19 protein-coding genes and 3 tRNA genes are annotated in these 18,665 nt (G+C 45.6%); 15 read left to right on the forward strand and 7 right to left on the reverse strand.

Going from position 1 to position 18,665, the window contains the following annotated elements:
- A complete protein-coding gene (locus FNE76_RS04275) occupies positions 1-1,089 on the forward strand; it encodes a phospholipase A (RefSeq protein WP_120948381.1) in 1,089 nt (362 codons plus the stop codon).
- A 30-nt stretch (positions 1,090-1,119) separates the two neighbouring features.
- On the opposite strand, the gene FNE76_RS04280 is transcribed toward FNE76_RS04275, so the two are convergent.
- Positions 1,120-1,626 (reverse strand): acyl-CoA thioesterase, encoded by a 507-nt coding sequence (locus FNE76_RS04280; protein ID WP_120948380.1) that lies wholly within the window; start codon positions 1,624-1,626, stop codon positions 1,120-1,122.
- Positions 1,627-1,708: 82 nt separating this feature from the next.
- On the opposite strand from FNE76_RS04280, the gene galE reads away from it, so the two are divergent.
- A complete protein-coding gene (gene galE, locus FNE76_RS04285; RefSeq protein WP_120948379.1) occupies positions 1,709-2,788 on the forward strand; it encodes a UDP-glucose 4-epimerase GalE in 1,080 nt (359 codons plus the stop codon).
- Positions 2,781-3,596, forward strand: a complete 816-nt coding sequence (locus FNE76_RS04290) for an SDR family NAD(P)-dependent oxidoreductase (RefSeq protein ID WP_120948378.1) — start codon at positions 2,781-2,783, stop codon at positions 3,594-3,596. Before galE ends, FNE76_RS04290 begins: the two co-directional genes overlap by 8 nt.
- Here FNE76_RS04290 and FNE76_RS04295 read toward each other — a convergent pair.
- Positions 3,597-3,681: transfer RNA gene (locus FNE76_RS04295), tRNA-Leu, on the reverse strand.
- Positions 3,682-3,798: 117 nt separating this feature from the next.
- Here FNE76_RS04295 and FNE76_RS04300 point away from each other — a divergent pair.
- The 12 genes from FNE76_RS04300 to FNE76_RS04355 all read left to right on the forward strand — a co-directional run bounded on the left by FNE76_RS04300 (position 3,799) and on the right by FNE76_RS04355 (position 14,891).
- Entirely contained in the window at positions 3,799-4,833 is a 1,035-nt protein-coding gene (locus FNE76_RS04300) for a ribonucleotide-diphosphate reductase subunit beta (RefSeq protein ID WP_120948377.1), read from the forward strand.
- The gene (locus FNE76_RS04305; RefSeq protein ID WP_120948376.1) at positions 4,833-5,465 is read left to right on the forward strand and encodes a protein-L-isoaspartate(D-aspartate) O-methyltransferase; all 633 of its coding nucleotides are present in this window, start codon (positions 4,833-4,835) and stop codon (positions 5,463-5,465) included. The genes FNE76_RS04300 and FNE76_RS04305 overlap by 1 nt, the downstream gene beginning before the upstream one ends.
- Positions 5,466-5,488: 23 nt before the next feature.
- A complete protein-coding gene (locus FNE76_RS04310) occupies positions 5,489-6,529 on the forward strand; it encodes an LptF/LptG family permease (RefSeq protein ID WP_235852264.1) in 1,041 nt (346 codons plus the stop codon).
- Positions 6,529-7,290: a tRNA pseudouridine(38-40) synthase TruA gene (truA, locus tag FNE76_RS04315; RefSeq protein ID WP_120948374.1), complete on the forward strand. Its 762-nt coding sequence runs from the start codon at positions 6,529-6,531 to the stop codon at positions 7,288-7,290. The genes FNE76_RS04310 and truA overlap by 1 nt, the downstream gene beginning before the upstream one ends.
- Positions 7,291-7,513: 223 nt before the next feature.
- Entirely contained in the window at positions 7,514-8,755 is a 1,242-nt protein-coding gene (purD, locus tag FNE76_RS04320) for a phosphoribosylamine--glycine ligase (RefSeq protein ID WP_120948373.1), read from the forward strand.
- Positions 8,742-9,218, forward strand: coding sequence for an RDD family protein (locus FNE76_RS04325; protein ID WP_120948372.1), 477 nt, complete (start codon positions 8,742-8,744; stop codon positions 9,216-9,218). Before purD ends, FNE76_RS04325 begins: the two co-directional genes overlap by 14 nt.
- A 3-nt stretch (positions 9,219-9,221) precedes the next feature.
- A complete protein-coding gene (locus FNE76_RS04330) occupies positions 9,222-11,495 on the forward strand; it encodes an LPS-assembly protein LptD (protein ID WP_185962995.1) in 2,274 nt (757 codons plus the stop codon).
- Position 11,496: 1 nt separating this feature from the next.
- Positions 11,497-12,171 (forward strand): phosphoribosyltransferase, encoded by a 675-nt coding sequence (locus FNE76_RS04335; protein WP_120948370.1) that lies wholly within the window; start codon positions 11,497-11,499, stop codon positions 12,169-12,171.
- 8 nt (positions 12,172-12,179) lie between these two features.
- Positions 12,180-14,264 (forward strand): polyribonucleotide nucleotidyltransferase, encoded by a 2,085-nt coding sequence (locus tag FNE76_RS04340; protein WP_120948369.1) that lies wholly within the window; start codon positions 12,180-12,182, stop codon positions 14,262-14,264.
- 87 nt (positions 14,265-14,351) lie between these two features.
- The gene (locus FNE76_RS04345; RefSeq protein ID WP_034581476.1) at positions 14,352-14,663 is read left to right on the forward strand and encodes a F0F1 ATP synthase subunit C; all 312 of its coding nucleotides are present in this window, start codon (positions 14,352-14,354) and stop codon (positions 14,661-14,663) included.
- 22 nt (positions 14,664-14,685) lie between these two features.
- Positions 14,686-14,770, forward strand: a tRNA-Leu gene (locus FNE76_RS04350).
- Positions 14,771-14,804: 34 nt separating this feature from the next.
- Positions 14,805-14,891: transfer RNA gene (locus FNE76_RS04355), tRNA-Leu, on the forward strand.
- A 95-nt stretch (positions 14,892-14,986) separates the two neighbouring features.
- Here the strand turns inward: FNE76_RS04355 and FNE76_RS04360 are convergent.
- From FNE76_RS04360 to ruvA, 5 genes are read right to left on the reverse strand one after another with little or no spacing between them, the layout of a single operon-like run.
- A complete protein-coding gene (locus tag FNE76_RS04360) occupies positions 14,987-15,847 on the reverse strand; it encodes a bifunctional riboflavin kinase/FAD synthetase (RefSeq protein WP_143928395.1) in 861 nt (286 codons plus the stop codon).
- Positions 15,816-16,535 (reverse strand): 23S rRNA (cytidine-2'-O)-methyltransferase TlyA, encoded by a 720-nt coding sequence (tlyA, locus tag FNE76_RS04365; RefSeq protein ID WP_120948367.1) that lies wholly within the window; start codon positions 16,533-16,535, stop codon positions 15,816-15,818. The genes FNE76_RS04360 and tlyA overlap by 32 nt, the downstream gene beginning before the upstream one ends.
- 21 nt (positions 16,536-16,556) lie before the next feature.
- Entirely contained in the window at positions 16,557-16,691 is a 135-nt protein-coding gene (locus FNE76_RS08690; protein ID WP_268877242.1) for a hypothetical protein, read from the reverse strand.
- Positions 16,692-16,749: 58 nt separating this feature from the next.
- Positions 16,750-18,099: a class II 3-deoxy-7-phosphoheptulonate synthase gene (locus FNE76_RS04370; RefSeq protein WP_120948366.1), complete on the reverse strand. Its 1,350-nt coding sequence runs from the start codon at positions 18,097-18,099 to the stop codon at positions 16,750-16,752.
- Between the two features lie 5 nt (positions 18,100-18,104).
- Positions 18,105-18,665, reverse strand: a complete 561-nt coding sequence (gene ruvA / locus FNE76_RS04375) for a Holliday junction branch migration protein RuvA (protein ID WP_120948365.1) — start codon at positions 18,663-18,665, stop codon at positions 18,105-18,107.

Raw genomic sequence — 18,665 nt, forward strand, 5'->3', positions numbered from 1 at the left:
ATGCGCCGGGTTTTCCTAACAAGCTGTGTTTATCTTTGTTTTTTAGGGGGTGAGGAGGCTAATAACCGCCTAAGTCCCTCGCAGTTAGCCCACAAGGGTTATACGACTGGTCCTCAATACCCGGATTTTTACAAGCCATGGTTTTATGGCCTCAAAAACTCTTGGAGCGTACCCCCCAGAAAGCCCAAAAAAGTCAATATCTTAAGCGACTTTGCCAAAAAATACTTGGATATTATGGAATACCGCGGGACTTATTTTATGCCCTTTTACCATAGTTTTACCCCCATTTACCAGTGGTATTTCCCCAGCATTAACCGCTACCAAAGCACTGAATTTAAATTCCAAGTGAGTTTTAGGATTCCGGTTATCCGGCATTTTCTCTTCACCACTGGGACGCTCTATTTAGCCTACACCCAAACCAACTGGTTTCAAATTTACAATAACCCCCAAAGCGCGCCCATGCGCATGGTCAATTACATGCCCGAGCTTATTTATGTCTATCCTCTCAATATCCCCTTTTTTACCAAAAAGATGGGGTATCTGAGTGAGTTTTGGATTGGTTGGCAACATATTTCCAATGGCATTGGGGGCAGGCAATGTTACCAACCCTTCCGCAATGGGAATCCCACTGATGCCTTTCCGGGAACACCCGTTCATATTACAGAAGAAAATAAGCAAATAATTGTCCAGCAGGGGGGGCTTGATGGGGGTTGCCGCTCAGTGAGTGCAGGGCAACGCCCGGTATTCAAGCTTACATGGCAAAAGGGAGGGCTTAAAGTTAGAGTTGCTTACTGGCCCTATATCCCTTACAACCAATCCAACCCTAATTTGATCGATTTTATGGGTTATGGGAATGCTTTGATCGACTATAGGCGGGGTCGGCATCATTTTGAAATGCGCATCTATGACATTTTCACGCAATATTGGCGTTATAAACGCTGGCATGGCGCGATCCGTATTGGTTATACCTTTAGGATCAGCCGTTTTGTCGGGCTTTACATGCAGTATTTTAATGGCTATGGCGATGGTCTTTATGAATATGATGTCTTTTCCAACCGCTTTGGGGTAGGGATTCGTCTCAATCCCTAGCTTTAGTTACTTTGGATTTTTGGATTTGCCTTATTTTTTCAACGCCGCTTTTTGGGTACTCTTGAGGGCTTCCTTGCGTCTAATCGCTCTTTCATAACGTTCTTTTTCTTTGTCGGTGCAGGGGGTAAAGGGAGGCATAGCGATCGTCTTGCCATCTTTCATGGCCACCATCGTGAAATAACAGCTATTAGTGTGGGTGGCGACTTTGGTTTTAAAATCCTCACAGATCACCTTGATTCCCACCTCACAACTCTTGGTGCCCACATAATTCACACTGGCAAAACAGGTAACCAAAGTCCCGATGGGGATAGGGTGTTTGAACAACACGCGATCCACGCTCAAAGTAACCGTGCTATACCCACAATAGCGCGTGGAGCACACATAGGCGACTTTATCTAGCAGATTGAGCAACTCCCCCCCGTGCATGACATTATTGAAATTAACCATCGTAGGGGTAACTAAAAAAGACATCACCAACTGTCTAGGGTCGCCCACGCTAGCGGTTGTATCCATCACTAATTCTTGCATGTTTCCCATAGGAGCTCCTTGATTCAAAATGGCGTTATTTTAGTGGATTTTAGATAATATCGGGTTAAATTGTCATGTTTTAGGGGTTGCTATGTTGCTTTTTACTGGGGCTTGCGGGTATATTGGTTCGAGTGTAGCGCGTTGGTTTTTGGAGTACACGCCCTATTCTCTGCTCATTGTGGATAATTTGAGTACGGGGTTTGACATCCATTTGCAAAGTTTGCAAAATTACGCAAAATTACGCAAAATTACGCAAAATTACGCAAAATTACGCAAAATTACGCAAAATTACGCCTCCAATCGGGTGGGGTTTGTGCATCTAGATTTGCAAGATAGCCCAGCTCTAAGCCAGCTTTTAGCTAAGTACCCCATCTTAGGCGTGTTGCACTTTGCAGCTAAAATCAGCGTGGAAGAATCCACGCGCATGCCATTGAGCTATTATGAAAACAACACGCTCAACACCCTCAAACTCGCCAAACTTTGCACCCAACATGGCATCAAACACTTGCTTTTTTCCTCCAGTGCGGCCGTTTATGAACCCAGCGATTATCCCGTGAATGAGCAAGCTCCCCTAAAGCCTATCAATCCGTATGGTGCTTCTAAAATGATGGCGGAGCGCATTTTATTAGATACCAGCCTAGCAGAGGATTTTTCATGTGCGATTTTGCGCTATTTCAATGTGGCGGGGGCGACTCATTTTAATGACTACACAACCCCCTTTGGTTTGGGGCAACGCGCCCAAAATGCGACCCACTTGATCAAGGTTGCTTGTGAATGCGCCACCCACAAACGCCCCTCTATGCAGATTTTTGGGAATGACTACCCCACACCCGATGGGACTTGTATCCGCGATTTTATCCACATTGATGATCTCGCCCTCGCCCATTTGCAGGCTTTTAATACTTTGCTAGACACCCACAAAAATGCGATCTACAATGTGGGCTATGGTCGGGGTTATAGCGTGCTGGAGGTGATCAAGCAAGTTAAGGAAGTTTCCGGGGTGGATTTCAAAGTGCAAATCGCGCCTAGGCGTGTGGGCGATCCAAGCTCTTTGATTGCCGACAATGCCAAAATCTTAGAGGTTGGCTTTAAGCCCCAGTTTGATGACCTAAAAAACATTGTTTCTAGTGCCTATGAATGGGAACAATATTTGGGCAGGCAACATGGCTAGCGTGGTGCTGACCGGGGCGAGTAGCGGGATTGGGTTGCAATGTGCCTTATTATTGCTAGAAAAAGGTTATAAACTCTATGCGATCTCTAGACGGGTGAGCACCCTAGAGGTGTTGCAACACCCTAATTGTGTGCGCTTGGATTGTGATTTGAGTGATGAGGCGCAGGTTAGGCAAGTGGTCCAAAAGATTTTGGATCAAGACTCCCAAATTAGTGTGTTGATTAACAATGCCGGTTATGGTTTGTTGGGGAGTTTAGAGGAACATAGCCTAGAGCAAGCCAAAGCTCTTTTTCAAGTCAATTTGTTTAGCATCGCCCAACTCACTTCTTTATTCTTGCCCACCTTGCGCCAAAATGCCCATCTTAGCCCTAAGATCATCAATGTTGCCTCCAGTGCAGGGCGATCCACCACGCTTTTTTTAGGCTGGTACCATGCCAGCAAATACGCCCTAGAGGCCTATAGCGATTGTTTGCGCGCCGAGCTCATCCCTTTTGGGGTGCAGGTGGTGCTCATTGAGCCCGGGGCGATTGAGACCAAATGGGATCAGGGCACGCTGAACGCCTATACCCCCGATCCTAAAAGCCCTTATGATGTGGAGTGCCAAAAAGCCAGTACCTTTTACAAGCAAACCTACCAGAGGGCTACAAAACCCCAAGTGATCGCCACATGCATTTTGCAAGCCTTGCAAGCCCCCCGCCCCAAAACGCGTTATTTGGTGGGCAAACACGCCCATTTATTGGTGTGGGCTAAAAAATGCTTGCCTGATAGACTTTATGATTGGGTGGTGCGCCAAAAGATTTTAGGGTGATGGTGCGGAAGAGAGGAATCGAACCTCCACGCCTTGCGGCGTCAGATCCTAAGTCTGGTGCGTCTACCAATTTCGCCACTTCCGCTTATAAAAACCACTATTCTACCCCCGCAAGTTTAAAAATCACTGAAAAAATCCATTTATGTAGGGATCAGCTACTTTAAAGTATGATCGCTCCTCCAAATTATGATAAGAGGCATCTATGAAAAAACAGACCTTGGACCGTAAAAAAATCTATAACCCCCACTCCACAGAGCGAGCACAGGATCGCCAAATCTTTGGAGGCAACCCCACTAGCATGTTTGATCTCAACCAAATCAAATACCCATGGGCTACCAAGCTTTGGAAAACGATGCTGACCAATACTTGGTTTCCTGAAGAAGTGAGCATGCACGGGGATAAAAACCACTACTTGAAGCTCACCCAGCAAGAAAAAATCGGCTACGATCGCGCACTAGCCCAGCTTATTTTCATGGATAGCTTGCAGACAAATAATTTAATTGACAATGTTAATCCCTTTATCACCAGCCCAGAGATCAATTTATGCTTGGTACGCCAAGCCTTTGAAGAGGCGTTGCACAGCCATAGCTATGCGGTCATGGTGGAGAGCATTAGTGCTAATAGTGATGAGATTTATGAAATGTGGCGCACCGATGAGGCGTTGAAAAATAAAAATGACTGTGTGGCGCAAGTTTATATGGATTTGGCACATGCGCACACCGAACGCAATTTGTTAAAAGTCTTGTTTGCCAACCAAATTTTAGAGGGCATTTATTTTTACAGCGGGTTTAGCTTTTTTTATGCGCTCGCTAGAGGGGGCAAAATGCTAGGCTCAGCACAGATGATCCGCTTTATCCAAAGAGATGAGGTTACACATTTGAGCTTATTCCAAAACATGATCAATTCTTTGAGAAAAGAGCGTCCAGATTTGTTTAGCCCCGATCTCATTGAAGAGGTGGTCGCCATGTTTAAAGAGGCGGTGGATTTGGAGAGTGCTTGGGGAGCGTATATCACACAAGGCGAGATTTTGGATCTCAACCCTAGGGCACTTAGGGCATATATCGAATACTTGGCAGATACACGCTTGGCCGTTGTGGGTTTGCCTAAACTTTATCACACCAAAAATCCCCTCAAATGGGTGGATCAGTTTGCTAATTTTAATAGCCACCGATCGAACTTCTTTGAAGCTAGAGTGAGCAATTACTCTAAGGGTAGCTTGAGTTTTGAAGGGTTTTAGTGTTCCAAATTAAGAACGCACACATGTGTGAGGCGATTGCCCAACATTTTAGCCTAGAGGAGTCCATCAAGAATGCCATTTGCGCGATCAATCGCGAGGAATTTGTCCCCTCTAAGCAATTAGCCTATAGTTTGGATGCCTTACCAATGGGAGCCGATCAATTCATCAGCTCTCCTCTAACCGTGGCTAAGATGACCCAATTTTTAAAGCCTCAAGGGGCTGATAGTGTCTTAGAAATTGGGTGTGGGAGTGGGTATCAGGCGATGGTGCTCTCCAAACTCTTTAGGCGAGTCTTCAGCATTGAGCGCATTGAAAAGCTCTTGGTGGAGGCTAAGAAACGTTTTAGAAAACTAGGAGCAACCAATATCCACACCAAGCTAGGAGATGGGCAACTAGGCTGGAGTGAGTATGGACCCTATGATCGCATTTTATTTTCTGCCTGCACGCGTAGCATCCCCCCGGCACTGAACGATCAACTTGAAGAAGGGGGTATTTTAGTGGCTCCCATTTTGGACAACCAAGCCCAAAAGATCACCCGTTTTATTAAAAAAGGTGGGGTTTTGGTAGTGGATCAGGTGCTGGATCGTTGCTTATTCGTGCCCATTCTAGATGGGATTGAGCGGGGGCTTTAGCCCGCAAGGAGTGTTTAGTGCAGATGGCTAAATCCTATATGTTTTATGCCATCTCACAAGTGTTTTTCTCTTTCTTTTTGGTGCTCTTTTTCATCGCCTCTATTGTGATGCTTATTGGCATTGCCAGTGTAACTCTCGTGGTGAAATTGAGTTTTTTGGATTTGGTGCAACTTTACATCTACTCCTTGCCCGGGACGATCTTTTTCATCATCCCCATTACCTTTTTTGGGGCGTGTGCCATTGGATTAGCACGACTCTCCTATGACCACGAACTCTTGGTCTTTTTTTCTTTGGGTATCTCACCTAAAAGTTTGGTGAAAGCCTTTCTACCTTTGTGTGTGTTTGTGAGCTTGGTTTTGCTCGTCTTCTCTTTAATTTTGGTTCCCGCTTCTAAGAGCGCGTATTACTCCTTTATTCAGTCCAAAAAAGAAAAGATCGATGTGAATATCCACCCGGGCGAATTTGGGCAGAAATTGGGCGATTGGCTGGTTTATATTGGGAGCAATCAAGGGAATCTCTTTAATGATGTGATTTTATTTTCACACAAAGGGTTAGCCCTAGAGAGTTTTATCATTGCCAAACAAGGGCAGATCAAAAACCAACAAGGTGTATTTGAACTCCAACTCGAACACGGGAATGCCTATTTTGCCCAAAAAGATCAATTGCGCAAGGTCCAGTTTGGCCAGCTCGCCTTAAAAAATAGAATCGCCTCTTCTAGCAACAAAAATCCAGTTTTTTTGCACTCCCATGATTACATTGGCTACTGGAAAAGTGCTTTTGGCAAAGATGCAAACAAAAACCAAAAAAGGCGTTTTACCCAAGCCATTTTAGTCGCGCTCTTCCCCCTAGCCAGCATTTTTCTTATCCTCACTTTTGGGATTGCCAACCCCCGTTTTTCTAAAAACCTTTCTTATATTTATGTGCTCTTGGCTGTGGGGATTTATTTTTTGTGCATGCATGTCATTAGCCAAGATGCCCCCTTGATTTTTGTTGCTATTTTGCCCCTTGTGTGGTTACTAGGTTCGTATGCGCTCTATAGACGCATGATTGTGCGTTTTTATTGATGCAACGCTTTAAAGTGGTGCTCGCCTATGATGGCAGTGCCTTTTGTGGGTTTGCCAAACAAGAGGGCTTGCCAAGTGTGGAGGGCAAGCTAGAACAAGCCCTTTTAAGCTTGGGGATTGCTAGCCCCATTCTAGCTGCGGGGCGCACCGATAAGGGCGTGCATGCCAGCCACCAAGTGATCTCCTTCGCTACGCACTTGCCTATAGATTGTGCCAAATTAGCCCATTATTTGCCCGCTAAACTTGCCCCCCACATTGTCTGTAAAGCCATCACCCCCGCCCCGCTGGATTTCCACCCTAGATTTTGGGCATCCAAAAGAGCTTACCGCTATGTCCTAGCCCCCAAAGTGCTTAACCCCTTTTTGGCCCGCTACATCGCCCCCCACCCGCATGGGAGCTTGCATGATTTGCAAAAAGCCCTAGATTTATTTGTGGGCACGCATGATTTTGGGTATTTTTGCAAACAAGGTAGCGATCCTAAAAGCACGATCCGCACAATCTACAAGGTATATTGTTATGGCTATACGATCTGTAATTTACCCTGTGTCGTGGTGGTTGTGGAGGCTAATGCCTTTTTAAGGGCACAGGTGCGTTTGATGGTGGGGGCAGCTTTGGCGTGTAGTTTGGGCAAAATGAGCTTATTAGATTTAGGCGATCAAATTGGGCTTAAAAGGCATATCTACCATATGCCCCTAGCTCCAGAGGGTCTTATTTTGAGCCGTGTTTCTTATGGCGAAAGCTTAAGCAAATTTCAATTATAATGGACTCTAGCATTGTAAAGATGCCTGGGCGATGCGTGTTTCTAACATTGGCAAGTTCTTTTATTCATTAGATTAGGCTAATTGTAGTGGTTTTTGTGTGATTTGGTATTTTCTTTGGTAGAATCTGCCACCTAAGAGAACCCTCTTAGCCTAGATTGTAGCTTCTTTGAACTACGCAAGAATAGTAACGGTCGTTTGGGTGGATTGATAAAATAGGGACTGAATGAAAAAGAAGATTCTAATCATTGGGGGTGGTGCTAGAGAGTATGCTTTGGGGCGCAAGTTTAGAGAAGATGCCCGTATAGGCGATATTTATTTTTCTCCGGGCAATGGGGGTACACAGAGCATTGGCGAAAATGTGGCACTAGAAGATCACACTCAAATTATCCGTTTTGCTACAGATAAACATATTGACTTGGTGGTGATTGGACCTCAAGAACCTTTAATAGAGGGACTGAGCGATGCACTGATTCAAGCAGAAATTAAAGTTTTTGGGCCTAGTCAAAAAGCCAGTATCCTAGAGGCCTCTAAGAGTTTTACCAAGAATTTAGCCTTGAATTTAAATATCCCCACTTCTCCCTTTTTTATTGCACAGGACTACAACATAGCCAGAGAACAGGTGCAAAGCTGTGACTTTCCCCTTGTAATTGGGCCAGATGACTTAATCCAAAATATGGTCATTGCTAAAAACGCTCCAGAAGCCCAGCTAGCCTTAGAACGCTTTTTTGTGCAAGAAAAACACTCGAGAGTTGTGGTGGAACATTTTTTGGAGGGCTTTGAGCTCTCGATCTTGGCTTTGGCACACCACCAAGATTTTTTATTATTGCCTCCATGCCAAAATTATAAACAACTCTCGGGCGATGGACCCCGCACGGGCGGGATGGGAGCCTTTGCCCCCACTCATTTTTGCGATGAGGCATTCAGGCAAAAAATTGCCTCCACCATTGTTGCACCCATTTTAGATGAGATGGTCAGACAGGGCACGCCCTTTGTGGGTGTGTTGTTTGTAGAAATCATGGTGGTGCCAACAGAGGGGCAATTAGAGCCTTATTTGTTAAAGTGCCATGTACGTTTTGGCGATCCAGAGTGCAGTGTATTGTTACCCTTGCTCAAAACCCCTCTTTTAGATTTGTGCGAAGCCACCATTGCGGGCACTTTACAAAATTTGCACTTGGAGTTGCACCACCAACACTCCCTAGGTGTGGTGTTAGCCTCTAAAGATTACCCCTACAAAATTTCACAAGGGCAGAGCATTTACATCGATCCCTTTGATGAAAAAACCGGGCATTTGGATCTAGGCAGGATCGCTCAAGAAAATGGCTTGTTTGTGGTCTCTGGGGGGCGGGTGTGCGTGTGTGTAGGCAAGGGCAAATCTCTCACAGAGGCTAAAAACCATGCCTATGGTTTGGTTAAAAAAGTGCAGTTTGAAGGCATGCAATTTAGAGAGGATATTGGCGCACTTTAATGGGCATATCACCATGGATGAGCAAAAAATAGAAGAGGTGCTCTATAAAGAGCATTTGGTGATTGCACCCTTTGGCTGGAGGGTGGGAGCGTTTCTGGTGGATTTATTATGGGTGGGGTTTTTGGCATGGGATTTGAACATGCGTTGGTTATCTGCGTTGCATTTAGGGCAGTTGCTGGAGTCTTATTTATCCTTGCGTTTTTTACTTTTATGCGTGGTGGTGCATGGGCTTTATGAGATGCTCTTGATGGGCTTTTTGGGTACGACCATTGGCAAATTTGTGTTCCATTTGCGTGTAGTCGCCTTGAGAACTTGGGATAAACCCCCCTTGAGTGCAAGATTGAAGCGTTGGTTGTTCAAAGAGTTGTTGTTGTTCTACCCCATTGCCCTTTTTTCCAAAGATAAATTTGGGCGGATTTTCCATGATAAACATGCCAAAACCCTTGTTATTGTGACTAGATGAGTGGTGTTGCGCTTTTTTCTTTTTCTGGTATTGCTGTGGGTCTTGGCACAGAGTAAGCAACAAGTGGCTGTGCAAAAATTTGATAAGAAAAACCACAAGATTTTTGAACTCATGGCCGACCATGTTGAAGCCAAGAACAATGTTGTTACGGCTAGCGGGCATGCGATTTTACTCAACTACGATGTCTATATCCTAGCCGATCAAGTAGTGTATGACACCAAAAAAAAAGAAGCTACTTTAGAAGGGCATGTGCGCGTGTATCGGGGTGAGGGGCTCTTGGTGCAAAGCGAGCATGTGAAAATCAGGCTGGATGAAAAATACGAGCTCATTTTTCCTTTCTACGTACAAGATAGTGTTACCGGAATTTGGATTAGTGCCGACATTGCCCATGCCGACAATGACAAATACCATATTAAAAATCTCACCACCTCCGGGTGTAGCATTGATAACCCCATTTGGCATGTCCGGGCCTCTTCGGGGCATTTTAATTCAACCAAATCGCATTTATCGCTGTGGAATTCAAAAATCTATCTGGGGAACATTCCGGTCCTTTATCTGCCCTATGTTTTTGTTTCCACAAGCACCAAGCGTGCTAGCGGGCTTTTATACCCCGAGTTTGGGACTTCCAATTTAGCCGGCTTTATTTATTTACAGCCTGTTTATGTTGCGCCCAAAGATTCGTGGGATATGACTTTCACCCCCCAGATTCGATCTAAAAGGGGCTTGGGAATCAACTTCCAAGCCAGAGTGATCAATTCCCACCAAGATAAGTTTTTATTCAACATGCGTTATTTTTACAACTACGATAAATACACTAGGCTTTACGATCTCAGAAACCAAAATGTCTTTGGGTTTGAAGCTATGAATGCTAGCCGCCAAACTTTACAAAAGTATTTTAAGTTGCACCACCCCTTAGACAACGCCTTTTATTTGGATTTTCTTTACATGAATGATCTGGACTATGTGCGTTTTGAAAAGGTCAATAAACGCATCACGGATGCGACTCACATGTCCCGTGGGAACTACTATGTCCAAACCAATAATCACTTTTACGGCTTTTATCTCAAATACTTTTTAAACCTTAACAAGATCAATAATAACACCACCTTCCAATCTTTACCCAATTTGCAATACCACAAGTATTTAGCCCCCTTGGGTTGGAAACATCTCCTTTACTCCCTGGATTACCAATTCAATAATATCGTGCGTCAGGTGGGCTATGGGTATGTGCAAAATTCGATCTCTGTGCCCTTAGGAGTGCAATTCTCCTTATTTAAAAAATACTTATCTGTAGGCTTGTGGAATAATGTCAGTATGGGGAATGTGGCAATCATGAACACCAAACATAGCTATGTCCCCCATATTGAGGGTGTATCTAGAGAATTTGGGAATTATTTTTCAAGTGGCTATGCACTCTATCTGAACACCGATCTAGCCAGAGAATACAACAAGTTTTTACACACCATCCAGCTACAAGCAATACTCAGCGGGGCTTACTACACCTATACTGATGGGCTATTTAATAATCAAATGTATGTTTTGAGCGCGCAGGCTAGCAATAACTTTGTCGCCACCGCCTCTGGGCACACCCTCAGCGATTATGACTACCGCGGACAAATTTACGATGCGGTGTGGAATCCCTCTAGTATTGTGGCGCGTAACCCCTCCAGCAAGCAACTTTATTTGAATCTCACACAATACCTCTATGGCTTGGGTGGGCAGGAACTCTTGTATTGGCGCATCTCACAGTCCCTTGATTTTGATGATCAAATTTCGATTGCACGCACTCCGATGGAAACCAAAATCGGCTTTTCGCCTTTAAAAGGCTTGGATATTTACGGGACTTTGTTTTATTCGTGGTATTATAATAGCGTCGATGAGGTGTCTATCAACGCAAACTACACCCGTAAGTTTTTGAGTGCTAACATCTCTTACTATGTGAAAAAAAATTTTAATGACAATGGGATTAACAAAATCGTCCAAAACACTTCCAACTATTTAAAGGCAGGCTTGAGCAATGATTTTAGATGGTTTGCCCTAAATGCATCTGTGGGGTATGACATTGAAAACAATGTGATTTTGAATTGGCGCATTGGGCTCTTCAAAAAGATTCGTTGTTTTGGGGTGGGCTTGGAGTTTGTCAATCAAAGAAGACCCGTTTTAACCAGTAATCCTAATGATCCCTTGCGTGTCTATGAAAACAACTATATCAAGCTGACCCTAGACTTCTCCCCCATCACAAAAACCAACATCACCTACCGGCAACTCAAGAGGTAACATGGGAAATTTAGTCGATGATTTTATGTTTGCTAATCAAGAAGATGCTCTATTGCAACTGGTGAATGAAGTGATGATTCGCCACTTAGACACCAAAAATGCCATTGTATTAGCCACTAGCTTAAACGGGCTCAAGTTTGCCCATGTGCTCTCCCAAAAATTAGGCACAGCCCTAGATTTTCTCTTTAGCGCACCTATTTATGCCCCACTTAATAGAGAGTGTGAGATCGCTTTGGTGAGCGAGAGCATGGACATCATCATGAATGAAAACCTCATCAATTCCTTCGAGATCACCCTAGATTATGTCTATGGCGAGGCTAAACGAGTCTATGAGGAAGAGATTTTATCTAGGATTTACAAATTTAGAAAAGGCAATACGATCAAATCTTTGGGGAATAAAAGTGTCTTCATTGTCGATCATGGCATTGAAACAGGCATTACGGCTAATTTGGCGATTCAAACCTGCACAGCTAAATTATCTAAAAATATTTATGTCTTAACGCCCATTGTCTCTAAAGATGTTGCCGAGCGTTTGGCAACCCTTTGCGATGGTGTGGTGAGCGTCTATCGGCCCGAATATTTTGTTTCGATCGAACATTACTACAAAACCCCCATTGGCATCACACAAAAAGAAATCGAAGATATTTTAAACACTTCAATGAAAAATATTAACTAAGGAGAACCATGCCCACAATCCAAATTGGAAATGAAGAATTTAAAACAGATTATACTGCCCGCCAAGCCACCAGCTCCCTGTGGTATAAGCATCAAGGGACGGTCATTTTAGCTGCTGTGGTGGTGGATAAAACCCCTGCTACAACGGATTTTTTACCCCTAAGTGTGCAATATAGCCAAAGATCCTATGCCATTGGGCGTTTCCCGGGGGGCTTTAGCAAACGCGAGGGCAAGATGAGCGAATTTGAAACTCTCACTTCACGCATCATCGATCGCTCCTTGCGTCCCCTTTTTCCCAAAACTTACGCCTACCCCACCCAAATCACCCTTTTAGTACTCAGTCACGATCAACAAAGCGATTTGCAAGTGTGCGCGCTCAATGCGGCTAGCAATGCGCTTTATTTGGCTAACATTGGCATCAACACCCCCCTTTGTGCCCTGCGTGTGGGTAAAATTGCTAATAACTATATCTTTAACCCCAGCGTGTCAGCTATGAAAGAGAGCACTCTAGATTTGTATGTCTGCGGGAGTGTGGAGGCGTTGTTGATGATTGAAATGCAAGCATGCGGGCAACACCTCCACTCCCTTCCAGAAGATCAGCTCTTAGAGGTGCTTTCATGCGCCCACCAACGCATTCAAGAGAGTTGCCAAAAATACACCCAAAACTTTGAACCCTTTAGAAAACCCCCCACCATGCCCCTAAGTTTTGCGCCCAAAGAAGACAAGGCATTACAAGCCCTAATCCAGGAGCATTTTCATCTCCAAGTTTTAGAAATCACTGCCCAAATGGCTAAAAGCGAGCGGCATGCCGAACTTGCCATGCTCACCTATGAGATCGCTTTAGATTTAGAACAAAAAGGGCATGGCTATGTTTTCGAAGAGATTCAAAATGCCCTGAATAGCTATGTGGCCCAAATCATTAGGAGTCAGATTTTAGAGCAACACAAGCGCCCCGATGGACGCGATCTAGACACCATCCGCCCCATTAACATTGAAACCAATATTCTACCTAATTGCCATGGGAGTGCACTTTTTACCCGTGGGCACACCCAAGCTTTAGTAACTTGCACACTAGGCTTAGAAGGAGATGCCAAAATCCGCGAACATTTAGATGACAAAGCACTCACTAAAGAAAAATTCATGTTCCATTATAATTTTCCCCCCTTTAGCGTGGGGGAGGCAACTCCGCTGGGTGCGCCCAGCCGCCGCGAATTAGGGCATGGCAACTTAGCCAAACGCGCCCTAGAGAGTAGCATTATGGACAAAAACCAAACCATTCGGCTAGTTTCTGAAATCCTAGAGTCCAACGGGTCTAGCTCAATGGCGAGTGTGTGCGGGGGGTCTTTGGCTTTGTGTGCCAGCGGGGTTGGCGTGCATGCCCTTGTTGCGGGCGTGGCGATGGGCTTGATTTTAGAGGGCAATGAACATGTGATCTTGAGCGACATTAGTGCCCTAGAGGACATGCATGGGGATATGGACTTTAAAATTGCTGGGAGCTTAGAGGGGATTGTTGCTATGCAGATGGACACTAAATTACAAGGTATCCGCCTAGATTGGCTCCAAGAGATTTTAGAGCAGGCTAAGAGTGCACGCTCTGCCATTTTGGATCGCATGCAAGAGGCTAGAGAGTCCATTGTGTTAAATACCCAAATCTTGCCCACTTTACAAAGCTTTAGCATCACGCCTAAAAAAATCGCTTTGGTGATCGGGCCTTCAGGCAAAACAATCAAAGAGATCATCGAACGCTTCCAAGTACAGATAGATTTAGACAAAACCAGCGGGCAAATCCAAATCCGGGGCACGCATGCAGAGGGTATTTTAGGGGCTAAACATTTCATATTAGACTTGGTGCAACAAGAGAGCCCACAGAGCCCACCCTACTATGTTGGCGAGATCGTAGAGGTAGAGGTCAAAAAGATCGTGGATTTTGGGGCTTTTGTGCGCTTGCCCAGAGGAGGGGAGAGCTTGTTACACAAGAGTTGCTGGGAGCAAAGGGGTCTTAGTGCGGATTTTCTCCACAAGGAGAGCGGGGTTACTTGCAAAATTATCAAAATCCACGCCCAAACCTATAAAATAGACCTAGATTTGGCTTAAAGGCTTGAAAATTAAGCTTAAGCATGCGATAATCACCTTTTCTAAGAACAACTTGGAATAACGGAAAATAATAAATCGGAGTTGGTGATGAAGTTTTTTGTGCTTTTCTTTTGTGCGATGGCAGGACTGGCCTTTGGGGCAGATTTTAGCGGAGTGGATATGATTAAGTCCTACTCTGTCGTGGGGGCTGTCGTGGGCTTGGGGGTGGCTGCTTGCGGGGGTGCCATTGGTATGGGAAATGCCGCAGCAGCTGCCATCACAGGCACGGCGCGTAATCCGGGCGTGGGCGGTAAGCTCTTGACAACCATGTTCATTGCGATGGCGATGATTGAAGCACAGGTCATTTATACTTTGGTCTTTGCGATCATTGCGATTTACAGTAATCCGTTCTTAGCTTAATCAGAAAGGGAGGGGGGGTAGGGCACTGGTGGTGGAATTGGTAGACACGCCATCTTGAGGGGGTGGTGAGGCGACTCGTGCGAGTTCAAGTCTCGCCCAGTGCACCATAAAAGTTGCAAGGCTTGGTTCCTTGTTTTTTGTGCCAAAATGGTGGAATTGGTAGACACGCTAGACTCAAAATCTGGTGGGGGCGACCCCGTGTCGGTTCGAGTCCGACTTTTGGTACCATATTCGCTTGATTTCTAGTCATACCCAGCTCATAGAAGCAGAGGGCAGGTAACCCGCACGCTAGACTCTTTAGAATCACTTAGGTGTGCCATGTTTCACTGCAACTTTAAGATACTCTTAGCCTTTAGTATATCCAAACTAATTTGGTGTTTCAAGCTCTCCAAATCTTTAAAAAAGGTGTTGTTGCGGATTTTTTTGACAAAAATCACGCGCAAATGGTGTGGCGTGGTGGGGATTTGTGCATCCAAGACATGGGTTTCTAGGGCGAGTTTGCCATCTGTGCTCAAGCGGTGTCCCAAAAAACTCACCCCCCAAAAACACGCATGGGAAAATTCCACGCGCGTGGCATACACCCCAAAACTAGGCAAGAGCTCCGTAGGCTCAAGAGCCAAATTAAGGGTAGCGTAAAGTTTTTTATGCCCGAGTTGTTGCCCCATCACCACTGGACCCTCAATCACAAAGGGTCGTCCCAAGAATTTATGCGCTAGAGCCACCTCCCCACGTTTGATACACTCCTTGATGTGGTAAGAATGCAAAGAGATGCCCTTAATTTTAATCTCGGGAGTGATCTCTAGGGTGATGTGTGGGCTTAAAAGGGAGTGCAATGTATGGACATCGCCTATGCGATCTTTGCCAAATTTAAAATCATAGCCCACGATAATTTTTTGCAAGTGAGGGAATTTTTGTTCCAAAAGCTGGGTAAAATCTTGTGGGGCTAAGGCGCGCGCGCGCTCTAGGGGCAAAAAAAACACCTCTTGGGCATATTGTTGGAGCAAGCAAGCCCGTTGAGACAAAGAGGTCAAAACTTTTTGGGGCTCTTGACTGGCGACCACTAAGACACCTGCTGGGGGGCTTAGGCGTTTTAATAGCCGCTGGTGTGCCACATGCACGCCATCAAATTTGCCAATCGCTAAACTGGTGATATTAGCGTGTGAAATAGATAAAAGTTTCTGCATTGCCCTCTTTGCCCTTGATGGGGGATAATTGCATGTGCTGCACCCTAAGCCCTAGTGCTTGTGCCTCACCAATGAAGGCTTTTAAACGCTGGGCGGTGACCCCAGTATTGAGCACCACGCCCTTTTTATTACGTTTAGCTTGTCTGCCCACCTCAAACTGGGGTTTAAAGAGCAATAAATAAGCACGGCTCAAGGGGATTAGGCTTTTTAAAATTAGGCTCAAGGAAATAAAACTCACATCACAAGTGATCAGGTCGTAAGTCTCTTGGGTTTTAAAGCAACGGATATCGCAATGTTCGTGCAACTCAATTTGGGGGTGCTCTCTGAGGACAGGATCAAGCTGGTTGCTCCCCACATCTACGCACACCACCCTTTGCGCACCCTTTTCCAATAGAACTTGGGCAAATCCACCCGCACTCGATCCCACATCTAAGATCACCTTATTAGCACAACCTAGAGGATTGTGCTCCAAGTATGCCCAAAGTTTCTTGCCCGCACGGCTCACAAAAATGCGTTTGGATAGATTTAAATCTTGCTCCAATGCAAAAAGAAGATTCCCCTTGATCTCCAAACTAGGCTTGTTTAAAATCCGTCCAGCCACCCGCACACCCCCCTCCAAGATCAACTCCTGTGCCTTTTGGCGGCTATTACACAAGCCCTTAGACACCAAATACTGATCTAAACGCAAAGAGCCCCCTTAAACCCCCTCTTATTTTTGTTCGGGTTGCCAGATAGTTTTTTCTGAAGGCGTGTAGTCCTTTTCATCCTCTAAAATCTGACTCCTGCTCTCTGAACAGGCGGCAAAAAAGAACACAACCACCCCAGCTAACAGCCACAGTCTCATCTGCAATCCTTTGGTTTGGGAATAGGGGATATTATAAAGCTAGTAATGTTAAAAACCCCTAAAATGCGCGGGAGCGCACCACACGAGTTTTAAGCATTTGGGCGAGTAAAAAAGCCAGTTCTAGGGCTTGGGTGGCATTCAAGCGTGGGTCACATTGGGTGTAGTAGTGGTTTTGCAACCCTTCCTCGCTCAAGCCCTGCGAGCCCCCCACGCATTCTGTTACATTTTGACCCGTCATCTCTAAATGAATCCCACCAACACAGCTACCATGCTCTTGGTGAATCTCAAAAAAGCTCTTAACCTCTTGGAGAATGTCCTCAAAGCAACGGGTTTTAATCCCCTGAGCGGTTTTAATCGTGTTGCCATGCATGGGATCACACACCCACACCACTTCTTTTTGGGCTTTTAAAACACCCTCTAACAAGGGGGGGAAGACTTGGGGGAGGGCACTAGCCCCCATGCGCACAATGAAACTCAAACGCCCCATTTGGTTTTGCGGATTGAGCACTTCACACAAACCCAACATCTGATCTAAAGTGGTCTTAGGACCAATCTTAACCCCGATGGGATTGCCCACCCCCCTTAAAAACTCCACATGGGCTTGATCTAAACCTCTTGTGCGCTCCCCAATCCAAAGCATGTGTGCCGAGCAACTATACCAACCTCCACTCAAGCTATCTTGGCGAATTAAGGGCTCTTCATAGTTGAGCAACAACGCCTCATGGCTGGTGTAAAAATCGGTTTCCCTCAAAGTAGGCACATCGCTAACCCCACAAGCTTGCATAAATTCTAGGGCATGGGTAATCTGCATCGCCAAGCTAGCGTATTTTTGCCCAAAGTCGTTATTTTTCACAAAATCCAAATTCCAGCGTTGCACTTCGGCCAAGTCGGCTAGCCCCCCCTTAGCAAAGGCGCGCAAGAGGTTTAAAGTGGCTGCGCTTTGATGGTAGGCTCTAAGCAAGCGGGTTGCATCGGCTTCTCGCTCCTCCAAATCCACCCCATTGATCATATCTCCCCGATAAATGGGGACTTCTTGACCCCCGATGGTCTCGCTCTCTTGGCTTCTAGGTTTGGCAAATTGCCCGGCTACGCGTCCTACCTTAATCACCGGACACCCCCCCCCAAATGCCAAAACCACGCTCATTTGCAAGATGATTTTAAAAAGATCGCGAATCCCATCAGCACTAAAACTGCTAAAACTCTCAGCACAATCCCCCCCTTGCAATAAAAACGCCCGCCCACAGCCAGCTTCTTTAAGCGCACTTTGCAAGGAACGGATTTCTTTAGCAAAGACTAGAGGCGGGTAGCTTCTGAGGGTTTGCTCGACTTGCTTGAGGGCTTGTAAGTCTTTATAGGTGGGTTGTTGCAAAATGGGGAATTTGCGCCAACTATCAACTTGCCATTGCATAGGATCTACTTGAGTTGCTTGAGGGCTTGCTTGATGCGCTCGCTCGTGCTCAAATCAGCAGGCAAGGAGGCGCACACTTTTAGTGCCTCGCCCTTTTTAAAGCCCAAACTCTCTAAAGCCAACACCGCCTGTATTAAAGGTGCGCTAGGGGCATGACTAGGTTGGTTTTCTACAAAATAGCCGGCTAGATCGAGCATGATCTTGCCTGCTAGTTTTGTGCCCACGCTGGGGACCTTTTGCAAAGCCTTTAAATCCTTAGCTTGGATCAAGGCTTCAAATTCTAGGGGGTCGTAAGTCGAAAGAATGGCTAGGGCTACTTTGGGCCCCACCCCGCTAATTTTGATGAGGCGTTGGAAAATTTCTTGCTCAGAGCGTTGGGCAAAGCCAAAGAGCCAATGTGCATCTTCGCGAAAAATAGGCGTGGTGTGTAAAAACACTTCTTGATTCTCTTGGAGTTGCTGGCTAGTTTGCAAACTGATATGCACCCCATAGATCACGCCCTGCACCTCTAGCTCCACAAAAGTGGGGGCGAGCGAGGACACCTTACCAACCAAACCTGCAATCAT

The sequence above is a fragment of the Helicobacter mehlei genome (genome assembly GCF_007280785.1).
In the GTDB taxonomy this organism is placed as follows: domain Bacteria; phylum Campylobacterota; class Campylobacteria; order Campylobacterales; family Helicobacteraceae; genus Helicobacter; species Helicobacter mehlei.

Bases quoted from the DNA above. Each gene is read 5' to 3' on its own strand.
- galE (WP_120948379.1), top strand. From the start codon at position 1,709: ATGTTGCTTTTTACTGGGGCTTGCGGGTATATTGGTTCGAGTGTAGCG.
- ruvA (WP_120948365.1), bottom strand. From the start codon at position 18,665: ATGATTGCAGGTTTGGTTGGTAAGGTGTCCTCGCTCGCCCCCACTTTT.
- FNE76_RS04370 (WP_120948366.1), bottom strand. From the start codon at position 18,099: ATGCAATGGCAAGTTGATAGTTGGCGCAAATTCCCCATTTTGCAACAA.
- FNE76_RS04345 (WP_034581476.1), top strand. From the start codon at position 14,352: ATGAAGTTTTTTGTGCTTTTCTTTTGTGCGATGGCAGGACTGGCCTTT.
- truA (WP_120948374.1), top strand. From the start codon at position 6,529: ATGCAACGCTTTAAAGTGGTGCTCGCCTATGATGGCAGTGCCTTTTGT.
- FNE76_RS04275 (WP_120948381.1), top strand. From the start codon at position 1: ATGCGCCGGGTTTTCCTAACAAGCTGTGTTTATCTTTGTTTTTTAGGG.
- FNE76_RS04280 (WP_120948380.1), bottom strand. From the start codon at position 1,626: ATGGGAAACATGCAAGAATTAGTGATGGATACAACCGCTAGCGTGGGC.
- FNE76_RS04335 (WP_120948370.1), top strand. From the start codon at position 11,497: ATGGGAAATTTAGTCGATGATTTTATGTTTGCTAATCAAGAAGATGCT.
- FNE76_RS08690 (WP_268877242.1), bottom strand. From the start codon at position 16,691: ATGAGACTGTGGCTGTTAGCTGGGGTGGTTGTGTTCTTTTTTGCCGCC.
- FNE76_RS04310 (WP_235852264.1), top strand. From the start codon at position 5,489: ATGGCTAAATCCTATATGTTTTATGCCATCTCACAAGTGTTTTTCTCT.
- FNE76_RS04340 (WP_120948369.1), top strand. From the start codon at position 12,180: ATGCCCACAATCCAAATTGGAAATGAAGAATTTAAAACAGATTATACT.
- FNE76_RS04360 (WP_143928395.1), bottom strand. From the start codon at position 15,847: ATGCAGAAACTTTTATCTATTTCACACGCTAATATCACCAGTTTAGCG.
- purD (WP_120948373.1), top strand. From the start codon at position 7,514: ATGAAAAAGAAGATTCTAATCATTGGGGGTGGTGCTAGAGAGTATGCT.
- FNE76_RS04300 (WP_120948377.1), top strand. From the start codon at position 3,799: ATGAAAAAACAGACCTTGGACCGTAAAAAAATCTATAACCCCCACTCC.
- FNE76_RS04290 (WP_120948378.1), top strand. From the start codon at position 2,781: ATGGCTAGCGTGGTGCTGACCGGGGCGAGTAGCGGGATTGGGTTGCAA.